Below are 16,139 nucleotides of genomic sequence, written 5' to 3' on the forward strand. Positions count from 1 at the left end.
GAGGACGAGGAAAAAGCGCTGCAACGGTAAAAACTGAGCTAAAGTTTTGCCCGAGGACGAGGAAAAAGCGCTGCAACGGTAAAAACTGAGCTAAAATTTTGCCCGAGGACGAGGAAAAAGCGCTGCAACGGTAAAAACTGAGCTAAAGTTTTGCCCGAGTACGAGGAAAAATAGTTACAACGGAAAAACTAAGCTAAGTTTTGCCCGAGTACGAGGAAAAATAGTTACAACGGTAAAAACTGAGCTAAAGTTTTGCCCGAGGACGAGGAAAAATAGTTACAACGGTAAAAACTGAGCTAAAGTTTTGCCCGAGGACGAGGAAAAAGCGCTGCAACGGTAAAAACTGAGCTAAAGTTTTGCCTGAGGACGAGGAAAAAGCGCTGCAACGGTAAAAACTGAGCTAATTTATATTAATGAAGCTCACTATGATATAAAAGACTTTTATAAATCAGATAGACTAAAAGAAAAAGGATAAATGCCCAATTCTACCACTAACCTTAAAGGAGCCGTCAAGATGCGAAAATACGATTCTACTGCAATTGAAAAACTCCAACATGGTACTACTATCATTGAAAATAATGGAGTCAATATTATCTTAAAACCTAGTCCAGGGGAAGAAAGATCCGGATTTATTGATCCAATGGAATTGAGTCTGTTGGAAAATCATTGGGCGGGAAATCCAAATGATGATGCCCCGAAAGAACTGCCACCAATGGAAGTACTCATTCCGATTATGAGAGAAAATATGGGATTTCCCAACTTTAATTTAAATACAGTGGAAATACACACAAAATATGAAGAGATAACTGAAAGTGGAAATAAAGTTGGATTGTGGCGGTACTATCCAAGGAAATCTGAAAAGAATCGAAAGCGTCCAGCACTTGTATTTTTCCATGGAGGCGGCTGGATCGGCGGAAGTGTCTATACGGTAGAAAACTTCTGCAAATTAATAGCTGAATTAGCAGATGCAGTAGTATTTAATGTAGATTATTCTTTAGCTCCTGAAAAGCCCTTTCCAAATGGTTTAAATGATAATTATTATGCTGTAAAACATGTATTTGATCAGGCGGAAGAATATGGTATTGATCCTGATAAAATTTGTGTGGGTGGAGATAGTGCGGGTGGAAATTACGCTGCTGCAGTTTGTTTAAAATCAAAAGATGAAGGTACACCAAAAATTGCGATGCAGGTACTGATCTATCCAGGAGTAACCAAAGCTGACGCAAAAGTTGAGGGATATGAATGGAGTGAGGACTTTTTTGAGGTTTCTGAAGAGCACAAATCCATTATTAATAATGGATTACTTTCGCTCGGAAAACCATCCAAACCTGAGGACAGTCTTTTTCTAGGAGCATACCTTTCAAATTTTGAAGATATTTATCATCCATACGTTAGTCCAATGTTAGCAAAGTCGCATGAAGGACTTCCAAAGGCGGTTTTGGCGGGGGCAGAATTTGACGGCTTACGTGTGCATACGGAATTTTACGCAAAGCAGCTTCAGGACGCCGGAGTAGATGTGATCTGTTTTCGTTATAAAGGGATGACTCATGCCTTTATTGATAAATTAGGACATGTTCCACAAGCAGAAGACCTCGGTATGGAAATCGCAAATGCGATAAGGAAGCTATAGTAGTAGAGTAATAGAGGATGATCATTTATAAACAGCACTCCAATTATTTTATTAATAATCGGGTGCTGTTTTTTCTGTATCAAAGAGTTAAGCAAGTCGAATGAAAATTTTAAATACTAGGATAATATTACAATATAAATGTTCGTTTGGTGGGGGAAAGTTATGATGATACTGAAGTTAGAAGATGTTTCATTAAGACGAGATGGAAAATCGATTTTAAAAAATATTGATTGGGAAATCAAAAGGGGTGAGCATTGGGCTCTTTTTGGATTGAATGGTGCAGGAAAGACGGCCATATTGAATATACTCAATGCTTATTATTTTCCCACTTCGGGCAGTGTAACGGTACTGGGTAAAGAATTTGGCAAAACCTATCTTGGTGAGAAGCTAAGAAAACAGATTGGGTTTGTCTCCTCCTCTCTTCAAGAAAAGTTCCACCAGGGAGACAATGCCTTTGAGGTAGTATTAAGCGGGGCCTTTGCATCGATTGGCCTTTATGAAACACCGACAGATGATATGAGAGAGAGGGCTATTCGTTTACTTAAGGATCTTGGATGTATGAACTATGCAAACCGCAACTACGAAACATTGTCACAAGGGGAAAAGCAGCGAGTTTTAATCGCCCGCGCCTTAATGGCTGATCCATCACTGCTCATATTCGATGAACCTACAAATGGGCTTGATTTTATTGCTAGAGAAGAGTTTTTAGAAACGGTTGAGAGGATTACCAACAACGATAATGCCCCAGCGATTATTTATGTAACCCATCATGTAGAAGAAATTTTGCCGATTTTTAATAAAACGCTCTTACTGAAAGCAGGACAAGTTTTTGCAGCTGGGGATACTTTTGAAATGATATCCAGTCATCAGCTTACCGATTTTTTCAATATCCCGGTTGAAGTAATTTGGACCAACAAAAGACCTTTGCTTTCCAAAGTACGCCAAAACGTAGAATAAAGGACTCAAGAACAAGCAGACCTTCTTATGGTCTGTTTTTTTATTTTAAACAAAAGAAAACGGATACAATCGTGACGAGGATGTTAACGAAACAAAGGTAAACAAACTATAATTGTGTCAAAAATGTTAAATAAACAATTATAAACAAAAGTTAAATCTGTGTTTATGTTGTTTTTTGTTGGTTGTGGGAGTATGATAAACATGTAAAGAGAAATCAATTAAATTAATTAACATAAAGACTAATCGAATAAGGAGAGATTGACCATGAGTATGACAATGATCGGAAGTCCATTATATACAGCACCGTTTTTTCAAGAAATGTTGGAAACTACCTCTAACCTATACCGTTTAGGCTGGGACGAACGAAATGGCGGGAATATCAGTTATTTATTACACGAATATGAAGTCCTTCCATATTTAAATGTAGACAATGTTTTACGAACAATCCCGATGAATTTTGATGCTTCAGCACTTGCGGGCAGATATTTTATCGTAACTGGTTCTGGAAAATACTTCAAAAATGTAAAGACAGATCCTGCCGCTAATTTAGGTATCATTCGCATTGGAGCAGATGGAAAAAGCTACGACATTCTCTGGGGATTTGAAAATGGCGGTGTTGCAACAAGTGAGCTTCCAACGCACTTAATGAACCATATGAAACGTTTATCAGTGGATAAAAACCATCGTGTGATTATGCACTGCCATGCGACCCATCTACTAGCAATGACGTTTACGCATAGTTTGAAGGAAGAAGATATTACAAAAACATTATGGGAAATGTGTACAGAATGTATTGTTGTGTTTCCAGATGGTGTTGGAGTTATACCGTGGATTGTACCTGGTACGAATGAGATTGGCGAAGCTACTGCAGAAAAGATGGAGCATGTACGCTTAGTGCTTTGGCCGCATCATGGTATATTCGGCGCTGGGACTACAATGGACGAAACCTTTGGTCTGATTGAGACCGCTGAAAAAGCGGCAGAAGTTTATACGATTGTTTGTTCTCAGGTCGGGAAAAGACAAACCATTACCGATGCTCAACTACAGCAACTTGCAGATGCGTTTCATGTGGTTCCTCGTAAAGGAATTTTGAATATATAGATTTCATATTTAAATAGTAGGGACAATTTTTGTTCCTTATTTTAAAAATAAATTTGTGAAAAGTTGAACAATCTTAAGGAGGAAAAAATATGAGTGTCTATTATGTTCCGAGTACAAATTTAATGGGTAGAGGCTGCTTGAAGGAGCTGGCTCCACTTGTAAAAGACCTTGGGTTTAAAAAAGCTTTAGTCGTAACTGATAAATTTTTAAACCAAACAGGTATTGCTGGGAGCCTCAATTGCATGTGTTAGGGCATCCATTCCCGTGGCGGCTGTTAAAGCAGCAGGCTTATCTACCATTAATTCAGGGTCATTAACAGAAATCGTGACTAAACTGTTTTTATCCACCATTACCATCTTCACTTCACGTTCTACATCTGTTATGACATAGTTTATCGTAAACTCACTAGACGTCCCGGCCGTCGTATTAACTGCCACAATTGGAATCGATTTATATTCGGTTTTGCCTACTCCTTCATAATCCCGAAGGTCCCCACCATTTGTTACAAAAAGGCCGATTGCCTTTGCTGCATCCTGTGGAGAGCCACCTCCAACAGAAACGAGTACATCGCATTCATTCGTATTAAAAGCACCCACTCCTGCATACACATTTTCAATCGATGGATTTGGTTTAACATCGTCAAATACAACATAATCAAGTTGGATTGAATCAAGCTCAGTTAAGACTGCCATCGCATGGACAAATCCTAGACCTGCATTATTAAAGGCGATTCCCCCTAAGAACATCACATAGGTCATTTGTTCACGAGCTTCAATATCATGTCCGTCTTTTACCGCACGAGGCAGGTAGTTAAAAATAATCTCAACTGCCGCAAGGGCTGTTGCGTCTGTAACAGCATAGGCACCAGGTGTAACGAGCTACTGCCAATCGTAGAACGTGAAAATGCTAAACGTGATCCAAGAAAATTCCGTGCGATAGCAAAAGCTACTGGTATTAAGGTTGACGGGAAAACGGATGAACAATGTGCAACAGAAGTAATTTTGGCTATCCAAGCTTTATCTAAAGAAGTGGGAATACCAAGCAAATTATCTGAATTAGGTGTGGATCAAGTTGATCTTGAAAAACTGGCGGATAACTCTTTGAAAGATGCCTGTGCACCAGGTAATCCATTCCAGCCTACAAAAGATGAAGTAATCGCTATGTTTAAAGAAATTATTTAAGAACCTTAGTTAAAATATTTTTCCCTATATGTTTTAAAAAGCATTCGGTAATTTTTACCGAGTGCTTTTTTTATTGAATACCTTAAAATTTACCATCAATATAATCCATCAAAAAATCAAAAATAAGAAGGCAAAAACAATTTATTTTTGCAAGGGGGTAATAGTGTTGATAAAAAAACCATTAGGTATATTAATGACTGGAGTTTTGACTTTAGGACTTGCGGCTTGTAATAACGGTGATAACGCTACTAATGATACAAGAACGAGCAGGGTGGACCGAGACAATAATATTACAAATGTACGAAACGGTCGTGACAATACCTTTAGGAATGTTCGCAATGACAGCGGTACTGTTAATGACAATGGCCGTACTAACCGTGGGCGCAATGTCAACAATAATAATAATGGTTTCTTTCTGGGAAATGGCCGGGATGATGGTATTGACCACAATGGTCCGCTGACAGAAGATTATACAAATAGAGATAACAGTGATAGCGATCTCGACCGTGGTCGAAACAACAATAATCGTGGGTTGTTCAATGTTAACAACAACCGTAATGGTGATCGATTAACTGGTAATAATACGAATCGAAATGTGAATAACACAAATCGAAATGCCAACAATAGCCGATTAAATGTAAACAACAATAATCGTACTGGTACCCAGAACTTAGAATACGACCGAAACTTTAATTCAAATTGGTACAATGTCAACAATGGCCGTTACGACCAAAACCGCAGTTTCTTTAACAATAGTACAAGACGTGATCAAGATAATGGTTTGTTTAATGTAAATAATCAAAGAGACAATGACCGTAATCTATTTAACGTCAACAATACAAGAGATGATGTTCGTCTTCCAAATAAAGCCAACAATAACCGTACTAACGCAACTGATGTTGGTGATGACAATATCTCAGCTGACCGAACATCACTAGATAGCAAAAATTACCCTCATACAAGAGCAATCTTGATACAAGAGGCGAAGTTTAAGTATATACCGTTTGGATCTGCTCAGTGGCGTAGTTATGGACAGCAAGGACAAACACAGCAGCAACCAGGACAACAGCAGCAGGCAACACCACAACAACCTGCAAAACAGCAACAGCAAGCAACGCCACAAAAACCAGCTGAGCAGCAACAGCAAACAGCACCACAACAACCTGCACAGCAGCAACCGGCTCAAAAACAACCTGCAGCACAAGAACAACCAAAAGCACAAGCACCGGCCGCTACAGGTGATGCTAGTCAATTTGTACAACAGGTAATTGATTTAACAAACGCAGAGCGTAGCAAGAACGGGCTTCCTGCCTTAAAAGCTGATGCGCAGCTTAACGGAGTAGCACAAAAGAAATCCGTTGATATGCAGCAAAATAATTATTTCTCACACACAAGTCCAACATATGGTTCTCCTTTTGACATGATGAGAGACATGGGTGTGAGCTACAAAACTGCGGGTGAAAATATCGCCCAAGGACAACGGACACCACAAGAAGTTGTTAAGGCATGGATGAACAGCGAAGGACATAAAAAGAACATCTTAAGCAAAAACTTTACCCACATTGGTGTAGGATACGATAAAACAGGGCATCACTGGACACAAATGTTTATTGGGAAATAAGCCATATAAATACGAAAGGAATCCCTATAGTGGATTCCTTTCGTTTACATAATCGTTCATGAGTCATGCTTTTTTAGCTGTTTCAACATAACAATGAGCATTTCTAAATCTTCATTTGACAAATTGGGATATTTATTTAGTTCGCTTTTGATAAAAGCTATATGTGTTGTGCTTTCAGTCTCTTTATTGTTTGTTGTAAAGTAGGTTGCTACGCTACCGGTTATAGCCCCAATAATTCCGATCCCAGTTAACATCAGAATAATGGCAATAAATCGTCCTAAACCTGTTTCTGGAGAGATATCCCCATAACCCACTGTAGTTGTTGTAACAACAGCCCACCATATAGCATCAGTGAAATTTTCGATGTTTGGCTCTATCATTACAATGGGGATAGAAGAGACTAAGATGAGAATCACAACGATGCCAATCATTTTATCCAAGTTATTTGTCTTAAGAATGGAAATAAGAGTAGGGAAGTAACGATTTAGAAACCCAACTAGGCGGAACAAGCGCATTAGTCGTACTAAACGAGCAGCCCTAAAGATAGAATCAAATGGGATAATTGCAATAAACTCGAATGGATGTTGTTTAATAAAAGCCCATTTATTTTTTGCTTTACCTAATCGATAAAAGATATCAGCAGCAAAAATGATTAAAATGATACGATCAAGCCATAGGTACTGGTTTTCCGTATCGAATATGAGCAAAACCGAAGTGATCGCCATCACCGCAAAAATAACCTCATATATTTTACTCAGCATAAGTCACCTTCTTTTTTTAGGGGGAACCCATGTTAAAATTTATTCCCCATTTAAAATGATTAATACAATAAAGGTTTTGAACACGTATAGTTTATCTCAAGAAAACCGAGAAAATTACGTATTCAAAACCTTTTATTAAAGAGTGAAAATTTTTATCATTATTCTATCTAAATTTACGATCTTCAAATTTTGGAATCCAGTCACCGTGTGCTTCAATTAAATCATCGCACATCGCAATGATGTCGTCCATTGATAATTCAGCGGCCGTATGAGGGTCCAGCATTGCTGCCTGATAGATGTGTTCTCTCTTTTTCGTTACCGCTGCTTCAATTGTTAAAAGCTGTGTATTAATATTTGTCCGGTTTAGGGCTGCTAACTGTTCTGGAAGTTCTCCTACATAGCAAGGAGTGATTCCACTGCGGTCAGCAACGCATGGTACTTCAACAACAGCTTTTTCCGATAAATTGCTAATTAAGCGTCCTGTATTTAAAATGTTGCAGCCAAATTTAAATGGAACATTCGTCTCAATCGCTTCAATAATACGGGAACCATATTCGTGAGAACGGGTATGGGTAAGTTGTGCATTGTTGATCATCTCGTCGCGCATTTTGTCCCAGCGTTCAATTTGCTCTACACAACGACGCGGATACTCATCAAGAGGGATATTGAATTTCTCAATTAAGTGGGGATAATTGCGTTTAATGAAGTACGGATGATACTCGGCATTATGCTCAGATGATTCCGTTACGTAGTATCCGAATTTGTCCATTAATTCAAAACGGACCATATCATCATGTTTTGTTTGTTGTTTTTCTCTGGCACGGCGTTTAATTTCCGGATATAAATCTTTGCCGTCGCGTTTGATCTCAAGAAGCCAGGCCATATGGTTGATACCTGCAATTTTTTCCTCCACTCCTTCATGATCCATTCCTAAGGCTTTAAACAGGTGCTCGCTGCAAACCTGTACGCTGTGGCATAATCCGACTGTTTTAACATTTGTATAGCGCAGCATGGCACCTGTTAATGTTGCCATCGGATTTGTGTAGTTTAAAAGCAGGGCATCCGGACAAACCTCTTCGATATCCTTGGCGATATCCCACATAACCGGAATGGTGCGAAGCGAACGGAAAATACCGCCAATTCCGATGGTGTCAGCAATGGTTTGACGAAGGCCGTATTTTTTAGGGATTTCAAAATCTATAACGGTGCTTGGTTTGTAGCCGCCCACTTGAATGGCATTAATAATGTATTTTGCTCCTCGCAATGCTTCTTTGCGTTTTGAATAGGCTTTCACTACTATGTTTGCCTGTACGCTCTGTTTTAAGTTGTTTAACATATTTTCCGAGTCTTTTAAGCGCTGCTGGTCTATATCAAATAAAGCGAACTCGAAACCGGATAATGCAGGAACATACATGCAATCACCAAGAACATTTTTTGCAAAAACAGTACTTCCTGCCCCAATAAATGTGATTTTTGACATAAACTTACCTCCTGTAAAGTGAAAGTGGGACTGCCAATTGAATCTCCTAATAGGATAAAAAATTGTTTTGAAAACGACTTAATGTCCCATATTCATCTTTGTTTTTTTGTTGTTATAATAATAGTAAAACGTTTATATAGTAACCTCAATGGTAAGTTAGTGTGATTGGAGGGTAAAATATTGTCTTTGACTTATAGGGAGAAACCTGTGAAGGATTATGGAACGTACGGTTTTCGTTTTCAAGATGTGCTTTCTAACGATGTGGCAAACATTTTCGTGCTTGGCCGGGAAGAGAAAATGCAGGGTGATGTTTATGATTGGGATGGGTTAAAGCGGAAAGATGTCGGCACATATGTGTTTCAATACACACTCTCAGGCGAGGGAAGGCTTGACATAGCAGAAGAAAGTTATACAGTTAAGGCAGGGGAAGCCTTCATTGTCGAGATTCCTAGCGATCATCGTTATTACTTTCCAAAGGATAGTAAGGGATGGGAGTTTATGTTTATTACCTTAGTGGGAAGAGAAGCGGCCGATTGCTGGAGGTTTATGAATGAACAGAACGGTCCTGTCTTGAAAGTGCCCCCGAATGCAAAGCTGATCCAGCTTTTATTGAAAATCTATCAAGACACATATGATCAAAAGATTACAGATACATATTACGCTTCTGCAAGAGCTTATGAGTTTATTATGGAGTGTTACCGTCTCATAAGGAATATTGAAAAAGAAACGAAAGGTTTCTCGCTTCAAATTACAAAAGCTTTATCCTTTATTCAAACACATTATCATGAACCGATTACGCTCGACGAAATAGCGGAAGTATCCGGTTTCTCAAGATATTATTTTATTAAGCAGTTTCAACACCAACTAAATATGACACCTGTGCAATACCTTACCAAAATCAGGATCCAAAAATCGGCGGAGCTTCTTCGCTTAACGAACTCCTCTGTTACAGACATTGCTGCCCAGGTAGGATATGCAAATGCCAACTATTTCAACAAAGTATTCCGCAAAGTAGTTGGTGTATCCGCCGGGACGTTTCGTACTAGTAAAGACGTTGTCGGAATTGATCATTTGATCATTGATTAAGCTTATGGAAATATGAATCAAATTGTATAAAAGGGCTCTCCAACAAGTGGGGAGCCCATAACTATTCGTTTTGACATGGTGTACTAGTAATCAGTATAGATTCACAATGATCAAGCCTGTAATTCCAGCGACACAGATTCAGGACGTTCACATGTACTTTCCATTAGATAATGTTTACCACTATCTGAGGAATCATGGAAGCCATGCATTGCTTCTAAAACGTGATACGCTAATTCGCTATTTGCCCGATATTTCCCACCTTCGAGGATGGCTTTTGCCATATCCGCAACGCCAAGCCCTCGATTGTTTTGGGAATATCCATAGGCAAGAGGCACCTCTATAAATTCCTTTTCGTCACGTTTTCTTATTTTGACAGGTCCGCCGAACGTATTCGGATCAGGGACAAGTAAAGTTCCTTCACTGCCATAAATTTCAATAGGAGGCAGCGATGTACCGCCAAAGGCATCAAAGCTTGTTGTAATACTTCCTATTACACCAGAATCAAAATCAATTACTCCTGAAATATGTGTTGGAGTGGATACTTCAATTTTTGTACCTGCTTTTGGTGTGCTAAGCACCGTTCTTTCTTGATAACTGATACGAGCTGAACCGGCAATTCGTTTGATCGGTCCTAAAAGAGCCACTAAGGCTGTTAAGTAATAAGGTCCCATATCAAACATAGGTCCGCCGCCATTATCATAATAAAAGGTAGGGTCTGGATGCCAATGTTCGTGCCCGCGGCAAATCATGAATGCTGATGCACCAATCGGAACTCCAATTTCACCTTGTTCGATTAGATTGATAGCTGTTTGAATACCAGCACCTAAGAAGGTGTCAGGTGCACTGCCAACAAGAAGATTATGTTTCTTTGCGGTTTCTAAAATTTGTTTTCCTTCCTCGCGTGTCACAGCAAGTGGCTTTTCCGTATAAACATGCTTGCCCGCTTCAAGTGCCTGAATGCAAACAGAGGCATGTGCTTTAGGAATGGTTAGGTTAATCACGAGTTCAATCGTGGGGTCAGACAGTAGCTCTTCTACGGAACAAGCCCTAGGGACACCAAACTTTTCAGCTTGTAATTGTGCACGCATCACATCTAAATCGGCACAGGCAACAAGCTCGAGTTGGGGGAACTTCGGACAGTTTTCCATATAAATAGAACTAATATTTCCACAACCGATGATACCAATTTTAAGTTTTTTCATTAGGATCCTCCAGTTTATTCTATTTTACATTCCATAAGCTCTTCGAAATTCACTTTCCTTATTGGCTGTCTCCCATACCTGTGTAGGTACGTACATTTCCATAATTAAGCGCAGTATCTCGTTTTTTTCCTTCTGCAGCCCACAAAAATCCACGGCGCATAATGAGTGAAACTTCCGGTATGGCAATGATATTAGCTTGATGGCCTAATGAACTATAAAATACATTTCCCAGACCCCAGCGTTTCGTCCAAACTACAGGCATATCAACTGCTTTATTCGCAGCATGTGGCCCGTCAAAAACCGGGAAGCGAGTGGTAGCTAGTACTTCAACAGCTGGATCGTAGTGAAGGTAATATTGCTCACTAGCGACTTTAAAATCAGAGAGACCCTCTAAAAGTGGACTGGAGGAATGTTTGATGTTGACTGTATATTCCACACCATCATTTCCTGGATGTGCCACCCAATTTCCGCCCGTCATAAACTGCCAGTCCACATTATTTCGAAAAGAATCGCACATTCCACCATGGCATCCAGCTAAACCTGTACCAGCAGCGACTGCTTCAGAAATATTTAAGACATACTTTTTTTCAATTTCACCCATCGTCCAGTGAGGAACGATTAAATCCAAGGATTTTAACTTTTCTTTGTCTGCATAAGAATCGAGTGAATTAGATACTTCTACTTGGAAGTTTTCCTCCTCAAGGATCCCTTTAAAGATTTCAGCTACTTGTTCCGGCTGATGACCATCCCATCCGCCCCAAACAATCAATGCACTTTTTTTCATGGTAAAAGCACTCCCTTAATAATTTTTTATACTTCAGATATTGAAATCCATTGGCGTTTTTCAATTGATAAATCAACCGCTTCTAAGACTTCCTGGCACTTTACGCCATCACGGAAGTTTGGAACAGGCTGTCGATTTTCCCGGAAAGAATCCATAAGTTCAACCATTTCATGAATAAACGTATGTTCATAACCAATTGTATGTCCTGGCGGCCACCAGTTTTCTGCATAAGCGTGCGCAGGGTCAGTCGCTAAGACACGGCGGAAGCCTTGGACATCGTCTCGGTCATCAACGAAATAAACCTGCAGTTCATTCATCCGCTCAAAATCAAAAATAACACTGCCCTTACTGCCATTGATTTCAAATGAATTTGTACAGCGATGTCCAGCCGCAAAGCGAGTAGCTTCAAAGCTTCCTAAAGCTCCGTTAGCGAACCGAGCTAAAAATAGGGTAGCGTCATCCACTGTCACTTCGCCCTTTTCATCGCTATCATTGCCTTTTGCTGATAAGCCTGTCATCTGAGAAGGAATTGGCCGTTCTTTAATAAACGTTTCGTTCATACCAATCACTTCGGTAATATCGCCAATTAGATAATGAGATAGATCAATTAAATGAGCCCCGAGGTCTCCGTGAGAGCCAGAACCTGCAATTTCTTTCTGAAGTCTCCAGGCTAGCGGGAAGTTTGGATCTACGAGCCAATCCTGTAAAAACCAGGCCCGGAAATGATAAATATCGCCGAGTCTTCCTTCGTCAATAAGCTTTTTAGCCAGCATAACAGCAGGGGCAAAGCGATAGTTAAATCCAACCATATGTTTTACCCCAGCAGCCTCAACGACCTCAAGCATTTCTCTAGAATCCTTTAATGTAAGCGCTAACGGTTTTTCGCAAAAAACATGTTTACCAGCTTGAGCAGCAGCAATGGTGATTTCTTTATGTACATCACTAGGTGCATTGATATCGATTAAATCAATGTCATTTCTTTCTAGGAGGCTTTTCCAGTCGGTTGTAAATTCCTCCCAGCCGAATTGCTTGGCTGCAGTGGTCACACCATTTAGGTCACGGCCACAAATCACTTTCATCTCAGGATGAACCGTATTCGGGAAAAAGAGTGGAAGGTCCCGGTAAGCATGACTGTGTGCTTTTCCCATAAATTTATAACCAACCATTCCGATTCTAAGTTTCTCCATAGCGTATCTCCTTTTGTATGTCATCAGAATAACTCTACTATCGATAAATCTATCATTTATTGGTTTGACACAACAAGTAAAAACTTATATAATCCTAGACAAAATTTACTCTTTACTGAGGATGGTCCTAAGATGTTAATATATGAAGCACACCATTTTGATTACATATCAAACTATCATACATTGAATCTGAACTTTCCAAGCCATCTCCATCGTGGTTATGAATTGTTATTCCTCGTTGATGGGGAAATGGAAGTGATTATTAGGCAAAGAAGTTACCAGTTGAAAGCTGGACAATTCTTACTCATATTGCCATATGAAATTCACTCGTTTATTACAAAGTCACATTCTCGGGCTAATATTTGTGTTTTTTCGCCAGACTATGTTCCGACATTTCAAAAGATGATAGAAAATAGTTCACTTGAAAATCCGGTTTTCAATCTTTCTTTTGAAGCAAATACACTCATTTCTAGGTCACTTTTCAAAGAAAACCCAAATCTGCTAGAACAAAAAGCCTGTCTCTACTTATTATTATCAGAGCTAATGGGACAAACCAGCTTAATGAAAGGCGAAAAACAAGATCCAGAGCTGCTACATAAGTTGTTAACCTATATTCAGGATCATTTTACAGAATCAATTTCTTTAAAAAGCATCGCCGGAACATTAGGGTACAGTTATAACTATTTATCGAAGTATTTTAATACTCATATTCGTATGTCTTTTGTGGATTTTTTAAATGAAACGAGAATAAACTATGCTTGTTATCTATTAATCTATACAGAGAAAAATATTACAGAGATTGCTTATCTTTGTGGTTATGAAAGCATACGGTCCTTTAATCGCAACTTTGTAAAGATAAAATTATGTGCACCAAAGGAATACCGACATTCAATATCTTAAAGAACCTTAAGCTCCCTGAAGTAGAGTTCCTTCTCCATGTCTAGAGGGAAGTAGTCGTTTATATAAAGATGCCGCAAATTATTAATGCGGCATTTTTTGTGCTAGGTTATGTTTTTTCTGATAATATAAAAATTAATCGAAATCGTAAGTGGTGAATTTTGAAAGGGGATACATAATTTTGAATTCAAAATATCTAGATGTACTTGTTCAAAAGTATGATTGTGAAGAAAAAGTGGTAACTGAAATTATTAACCTGGAAGCCATTCTTAATTTACCAAAGGGGACAGAACATTTTGTCAGTGATTTACATGGAGAGTATCAAGCTTTTCAACATGTGTTGAGAAATGGTTCAGGGAATGTAAAAGAGAAAATCAGAGATTTGTTTCAAGATGTTTTATTTGAAAAAGAAATAAATGAATTTGCGACATTAGTGTATTATCCTGAAGAAAAATTAAAATTAATTAAAAATTATTTTGGCGATGAACAAGAATTAAACCAATGGTATATAGTAATCATCGAGCGGATGATAAAACTTATTTCTCATGCTTCCTCCAAATATACACGGTCAAAACTACGAAAAGCATTGCCGAGTCAGTTTGTGTTTATTGTAGAAGAGCTGCTTTACAAAACGAATATATCTACAAATAAGGAGCAGTATTATAAAGAAATTGTCGAACAAATCATCTCCTTAGGGCAGGCTGATAAGCTTATAACAGGGCTAGCATATACAACTCAGAGATTAGTAGTTGATCATCTTCACGTAGTTGGAGATATTTATGATCGAGGTCCAGAACCTGATAAAATTATGGATACTCTAATCAAATATCATTCTGTAGATATTCAGTGGGGAAACCATGATGTCCTATGGCTAGGTGCTTTTGCTGGTTCAAAGGTTTGTCTCGCTAATATCATTCGTATTTGTGCAAGGTATAATAATCTGGATATTATTGAAGATGTATATGGAATCAATCTTAGACCCTTGCTGAATCTGGCGGAGAAATACTATCAGGACAATCCTGCTTTCAGACCTAAGGCACATTCAGAGAAGAATCAATCGGATCATGAAAAATTACAAATTACGAAAATTCATCAAGCCATTGCGATGATTCAGTTTAAACTCGAAATGCCTATTATAAAGAGACGCCCGTATTTTAACATGTCAGAAAGGCTTTTGCTTGAGAAAGTTGACTATGATAAGAATGAGATATCCATTTATGGAAAAACATACCCTTTAGAAAATACTTGCTTTGCAACGGTAAATCCCGAGCAGCCTGATCAATTTTTAGAAGAAGAAAAGCAGGTTATGGAAAGATTATTATTTTCAGTCCAGCATTCAGAAAAACTGGCTAGACATATGAATTTCCTTATGAAGAAAGGGAATCTTTATTTAAAATATAACGGGAACCTTTTAATTCATGGTTGTATTCCTTTAGATGAGGAAGGGAATATGGAAAAAATGGTTATTGAAAATAACACCTATTCGGGTCGTGAGTTACTTGATGTTTTTGAACAATATTTACGGCATGCTTTTGCACATCCTGAAGAGACAGAGGATCTTGCGACAGATATGGTCTGGTATTTATGGACTGGAGAATATTCATCACTCTTTGGAAAAAGAGAAATGACCACTTTTGAGAGGTACTTTATTAAGGACAAGGCAACCCACAGAGAGAAAAAAAACCCATATTACCATTTACGCGAAAATGAAGAAATTTGTGGTAAAATTTTAGCTGAATTTGATCTGAATCCTGACCAGGGTCATATTATAAATGGCCATACACCAGTTAAAGAAATTGAGGGAGAAAATCCAATTAAAGCAAATGGTAAGATGATCGTGATCGATGGAGGGTTTTCCAAAGCCTATCAATCAACAACGGGTATAGCAGGATATACGTTACTATATAATTCCTTCGGTATGCAGCTGGTCGCCCATAAGCATTTTAATTCAAAAGAAGAGGTTCTACTTAATGGGACAGATGTTTTATCAATAAAAAGAGTGGTAGATAAGGAGTTAAAGAGAAAAAAGGTTAGAGAAACGAATGTTGGAGAAAAATTATTACAGGAAATCTCTATATTGAATAGTCTAAGAGAATATCGCTATATGAATTGAAATCATTTAGGAGATTGAGCAGGCATACTTTTTATAAACAGTAAATTTAGGAGCACCATATAAAATGAAGAGGACGAAGACTCTCAACCAAAAGGTTGAGAGTCTTCGTTGTTTTTTTGAAGAATAGCTATGGTACATG

The 16,139-nt window shown here is 38.5% G+C and carries 12 protein-coding genes and 4 pseudogenes; 9 read left to right on the forward strand and 7 right to left on the reverse strand.

The genetic code is table 11. The annotated features are described in order from the left end of the window. Nucleotides 1-514 precede the first annotated feature (514 nt). The 4 genes and pseudogenes from BTR25_RS13000 to BTR25_RS28180 form a co-directional block, all read left to right on the forward strand. On the forward strand, nucleotides 515-1,630 hold the full coding sequence (locus BTR25_RS13000; RefSeq protein ID WP_175596771.1) for an alpha/beta hydrolase: 1,116 nt from the start codon (nucleotides 515-517) through the stop codon (nucleotides 1,628-1,630). Nucleotides 1,631-1,795: 165 nt separating this feature from the next. Continuing rightward, nucleotides 1,796-2,587, forward strand: a complete 792-nt coding sequence (locus tag BTR25_RS13005) for an ABC transporter ATP-binding protein (protein ID WP_075688484.1) — start codon at nucleotides 1,796-1,798, stop codon at nucleotides 2,585-2,587. 270 nt (nucleotides 2,588-2,857) lie between these two features. Next, nucleotides 2,858-3,688, forward strand: coding sequence for a rhamnulose-1-phosphate aldolase (gene rhaD, locus BTR25_RS13010; protein ID WP_254842711.1), 831 nt, complete (start codon nucleotides 2,858-2,860; stop codon nucleotides 3,686-3,688). An 89-nt stretch (nucleotides 3,689-3,777) separates the two neighbouring features. Continuing rightward, nucleotides 3,778-3,925, forward strand: a pseudogene (locus BTR25_RS28180) (lactaldehyde reductase); the annotation flags it as partial. Here the strand turns inward: BTR25_RS28180 and BTR25_RS13020 are convergent. Together BTR25_RS13020 and BTR25_RS28765 are read right to left on the reverse strand one after the other, a co-directional pair. Continuing rightward, nucleotides 3,919-4,374: pseudogene (locus tag BTR25_RS13020) on the reverse strand (iron-containing alcohol dehydrogenase); the annotation flags it as partial. The pseudogenes BTR25_RS28180 and BTR25_RS13020 sit on opposite strands and share 7 nt — an antisense overlap. A 60-nt stretch (nucleotides 4,375-4,434) precedes the next feature. After that, nucleotides 4,435-4,509, reverse strand: a pseudogene (locus BTR25_RS28765) (hypothetical protein); the annotation flags it as partial. A 24-nt stretch (nucleotides 4,510-4,533) separates the two neighbouring features. Here BTR25_RS28765 and BTR25_RS13025 point away from each other — a divergent pair. Both BTR25_RS13025 and BTR25_RS28770 read left to right on the forward strand, forming a co-directional pair. Then, nucleotides 4,534-4,869: pseudogene (locus BTR25_RS13025) on the forward strand (lactaldehyde reductase); the annotation flags it as partial. Nucleotides 4,870-5,035: 166 nt separating this feature from the next. Continuing rightward, nucleotides 5,036-6,490, forward strand: a complete 1,455-nt coding sequence (locus tag BTR25_RS28770) for a CAP domain-containing protein (RefSeq protein ID WP_483295259.1) — start codon at nucleotides 5,036-5,038, stop codon at nucleotides 6,488-6,490. 56 nt (nucleotides 6,491-6,546) lie between these two features. Here BTR25_RS28770 and BTR25_RS13035 read toward each other — a convergent pair whose 3' ends face one another. After that, on the reverse strand, nucleotides 6,547-7,251 hold the full coding sequence (locus BTR25_RS13035) for a potassium channel family protein (RefSeq protein WP_075688485.1): 705 nt from the start codon (nucleotides 7,249-7,251) through the stop codon (nucleotides 6,547-6,549). 163 nt (nucleotides 7,252-7,414) lie between these two features. Continuing rightward, entirely contained in the window at nucleotides 7,415-8,731 is a 1,317-nt protein-coding gene (gene melA / locus BTR25_RS13040) for an alpha-glucosidase/alpha-galactosidase (protein ID WP_075688486.1), read from the reverse strand. 180 nt (nucleotides 8,732-8,911) lie between these two features. Between melA and BTR25_RS13045 the strand changes: the two genes are divergently transcribed. Next, entirely contained in the window at nucleotides 8,912-9,817 is a 906-nt protein-coding gene (locus BTR25_RS13045) for an AraC family transcriptional regulator (RefSeq protein ID WP_254842707.1), read from the forward strand. Nucleotides 9,818-9,927: 110 nt separating this feature from the next. On the opposite strand, the gene BTR25_RS13050 is transcribed toward BTR25_RS13045, so the two are convergent. Genes BTR25_RS13050 through BTR25_RS13060 form a run of 3 tightly spaced genes read right to left on the reverse strand, consistent with a single transcriptional unit; the run spans nucleotide 9,928 to nucleotide 12,990 of the window. Next, a complete protein-coding gene (locus tag BTR25_RS13050; RefSeq protein ID WP_075688487.1) occupies nucleotides 9,928-11,019 on the reverse strand; it encodes a Gfo/Idh/MocA family protein in 1,092 nt (363 codons plus the stop codon). Nucleotides 11,020-11,077: 58 nt separating this feature from the next. Next, nucleotides 11,078-11,803, reverse strand: coding sequence for a ThuA domain-containing protein (locus tag BTR25_RS13055; protein ID WP_075688488.1), 726 nt, complete (start codon nucleotides 11,801-11,803; stop codon nucleotides 11,078-11,080). A 26-nt stretch (nucleotides 11,804-11,829) separates the two neighbouring features. Further along, complete coding sequence (locus BTR25_RS13060; protein ID WP_075688489.1) at nucleotides 11,830-12,990, reverse strand: Gfo/Idh/MocA family protein; 1,161 nt, start codon at nucleotides 12,988-12,990, stop codon at nucleotides 11,830-11,832. A gap of 132 nt (nucleotides 12,991-13,122) precedes the next feature. Between BTR25_RS13060 and BTR25_RS13065 the strand changes: the two genes are divergently transcribed. Together BTR25_RS13065 and fbp are read left to right on the forward strand one after the other, a co-directional pair. Next, nucleotides 13,123-13,890: a helix-turn-helix transcriptional regulator gene (locus BTR25_RS13065; protein WP_075688490.1), complete on the forward strand. Its 768-nt coding sequence runs from the start codon at nucleotides 13,123-13,125 to the stop codon at nucleotides 13,888-13,890. Nucleotides 13,891-14,068: 178 nt separating this feature from the next. Then, nucleotides 14,069-16,000 (forward strand): fructose-1,6-bisphosphatase, encoded by a 1,932-nt coding sequence (gene fbp, locus BTR25_RS13070; RefSeq protein WP_075688491.1) that lies wholly within the window; start codon nucleotides 14,069-14,071, stop codon nucleotides 15,998-16,000. Nucleotides 16,001-16,139: the final 139 nt, after the last annotated feature.

Source organism: Bacillus sp. MRMR6, assembly GCF_001940785.1.
In the GTDB taxonomy this organism is placed as follows: domain Bacteria; phylum Bacillota; class Bacilli; order Bacillales; family Cytobacillaceae; genus Neobacillus.

Excerpts from the sequence above, each read along its gene's own strand:
- BTR25_RS13050 (WP_075688487.1), bottom strand. The coding sequence starts at position 11,019 with ATGAAAAAACTTAAAATTGGTATCATCGGTTGTGGAAATATTAGTTCT.
- BTR25_RS13000 (WP_175596771.1), top strand. The coding sequence starts at position 515 with ATGCGAAAATACGATTCTACTGCAATTGAAAAACTCCAACATGGTACT.
- melA (WP_075688486.1), bottom strand. The coding sequence starts at position 8,731 with ATGTCAAAAATCACATTTATTGGGGCAGGAAGTACTGTTTTTGCAAAA.
- BTR25_RS13065 (WP_075688490.1), top strand. The coding sequence starts at position 13,123 with ATGTTAATATATGAAGCACACCATTTTGATTACATATCAAACTATCAT.
- BTR25_RS13035 (WP_075688485.1), bottom strand. The coding sequence starts at position 7,251 with ATGCTGAGTAAAATATATGAGGTTATTTTTGCGGTGATGGCGATCACT.
- rhaD (WP_254842711.1), top strand. The coding sequence starts at position 2,858 with ATGACAATGATCGGAAGTCCATTATATACAGCACCGTTTTTTCAAGAA.
- BTR25_RS13005 (WP_075688484.1), top strand. The coding sequence starts at position 1,796 with ATGATACTGAAGTTAGAAGATGTTTCATTAAGACGAGATGGAAAATCG.
- BTR25_RS13060 (WP_075688489.1), bottom strand. The coding sequence starts at position 12,990 with ATGGAGAAACTTAGAATCGGAATGGTTGGTTATAAATTTATGGGAAAA.
- BTR25_RS13055 (WP_075688488.1), bottom strand. The coding sequence starts at position 11,803 with ATGAAAAAAAGTGCATTGATTGTTTGGGGCGGATGGGATGGTCATCAG.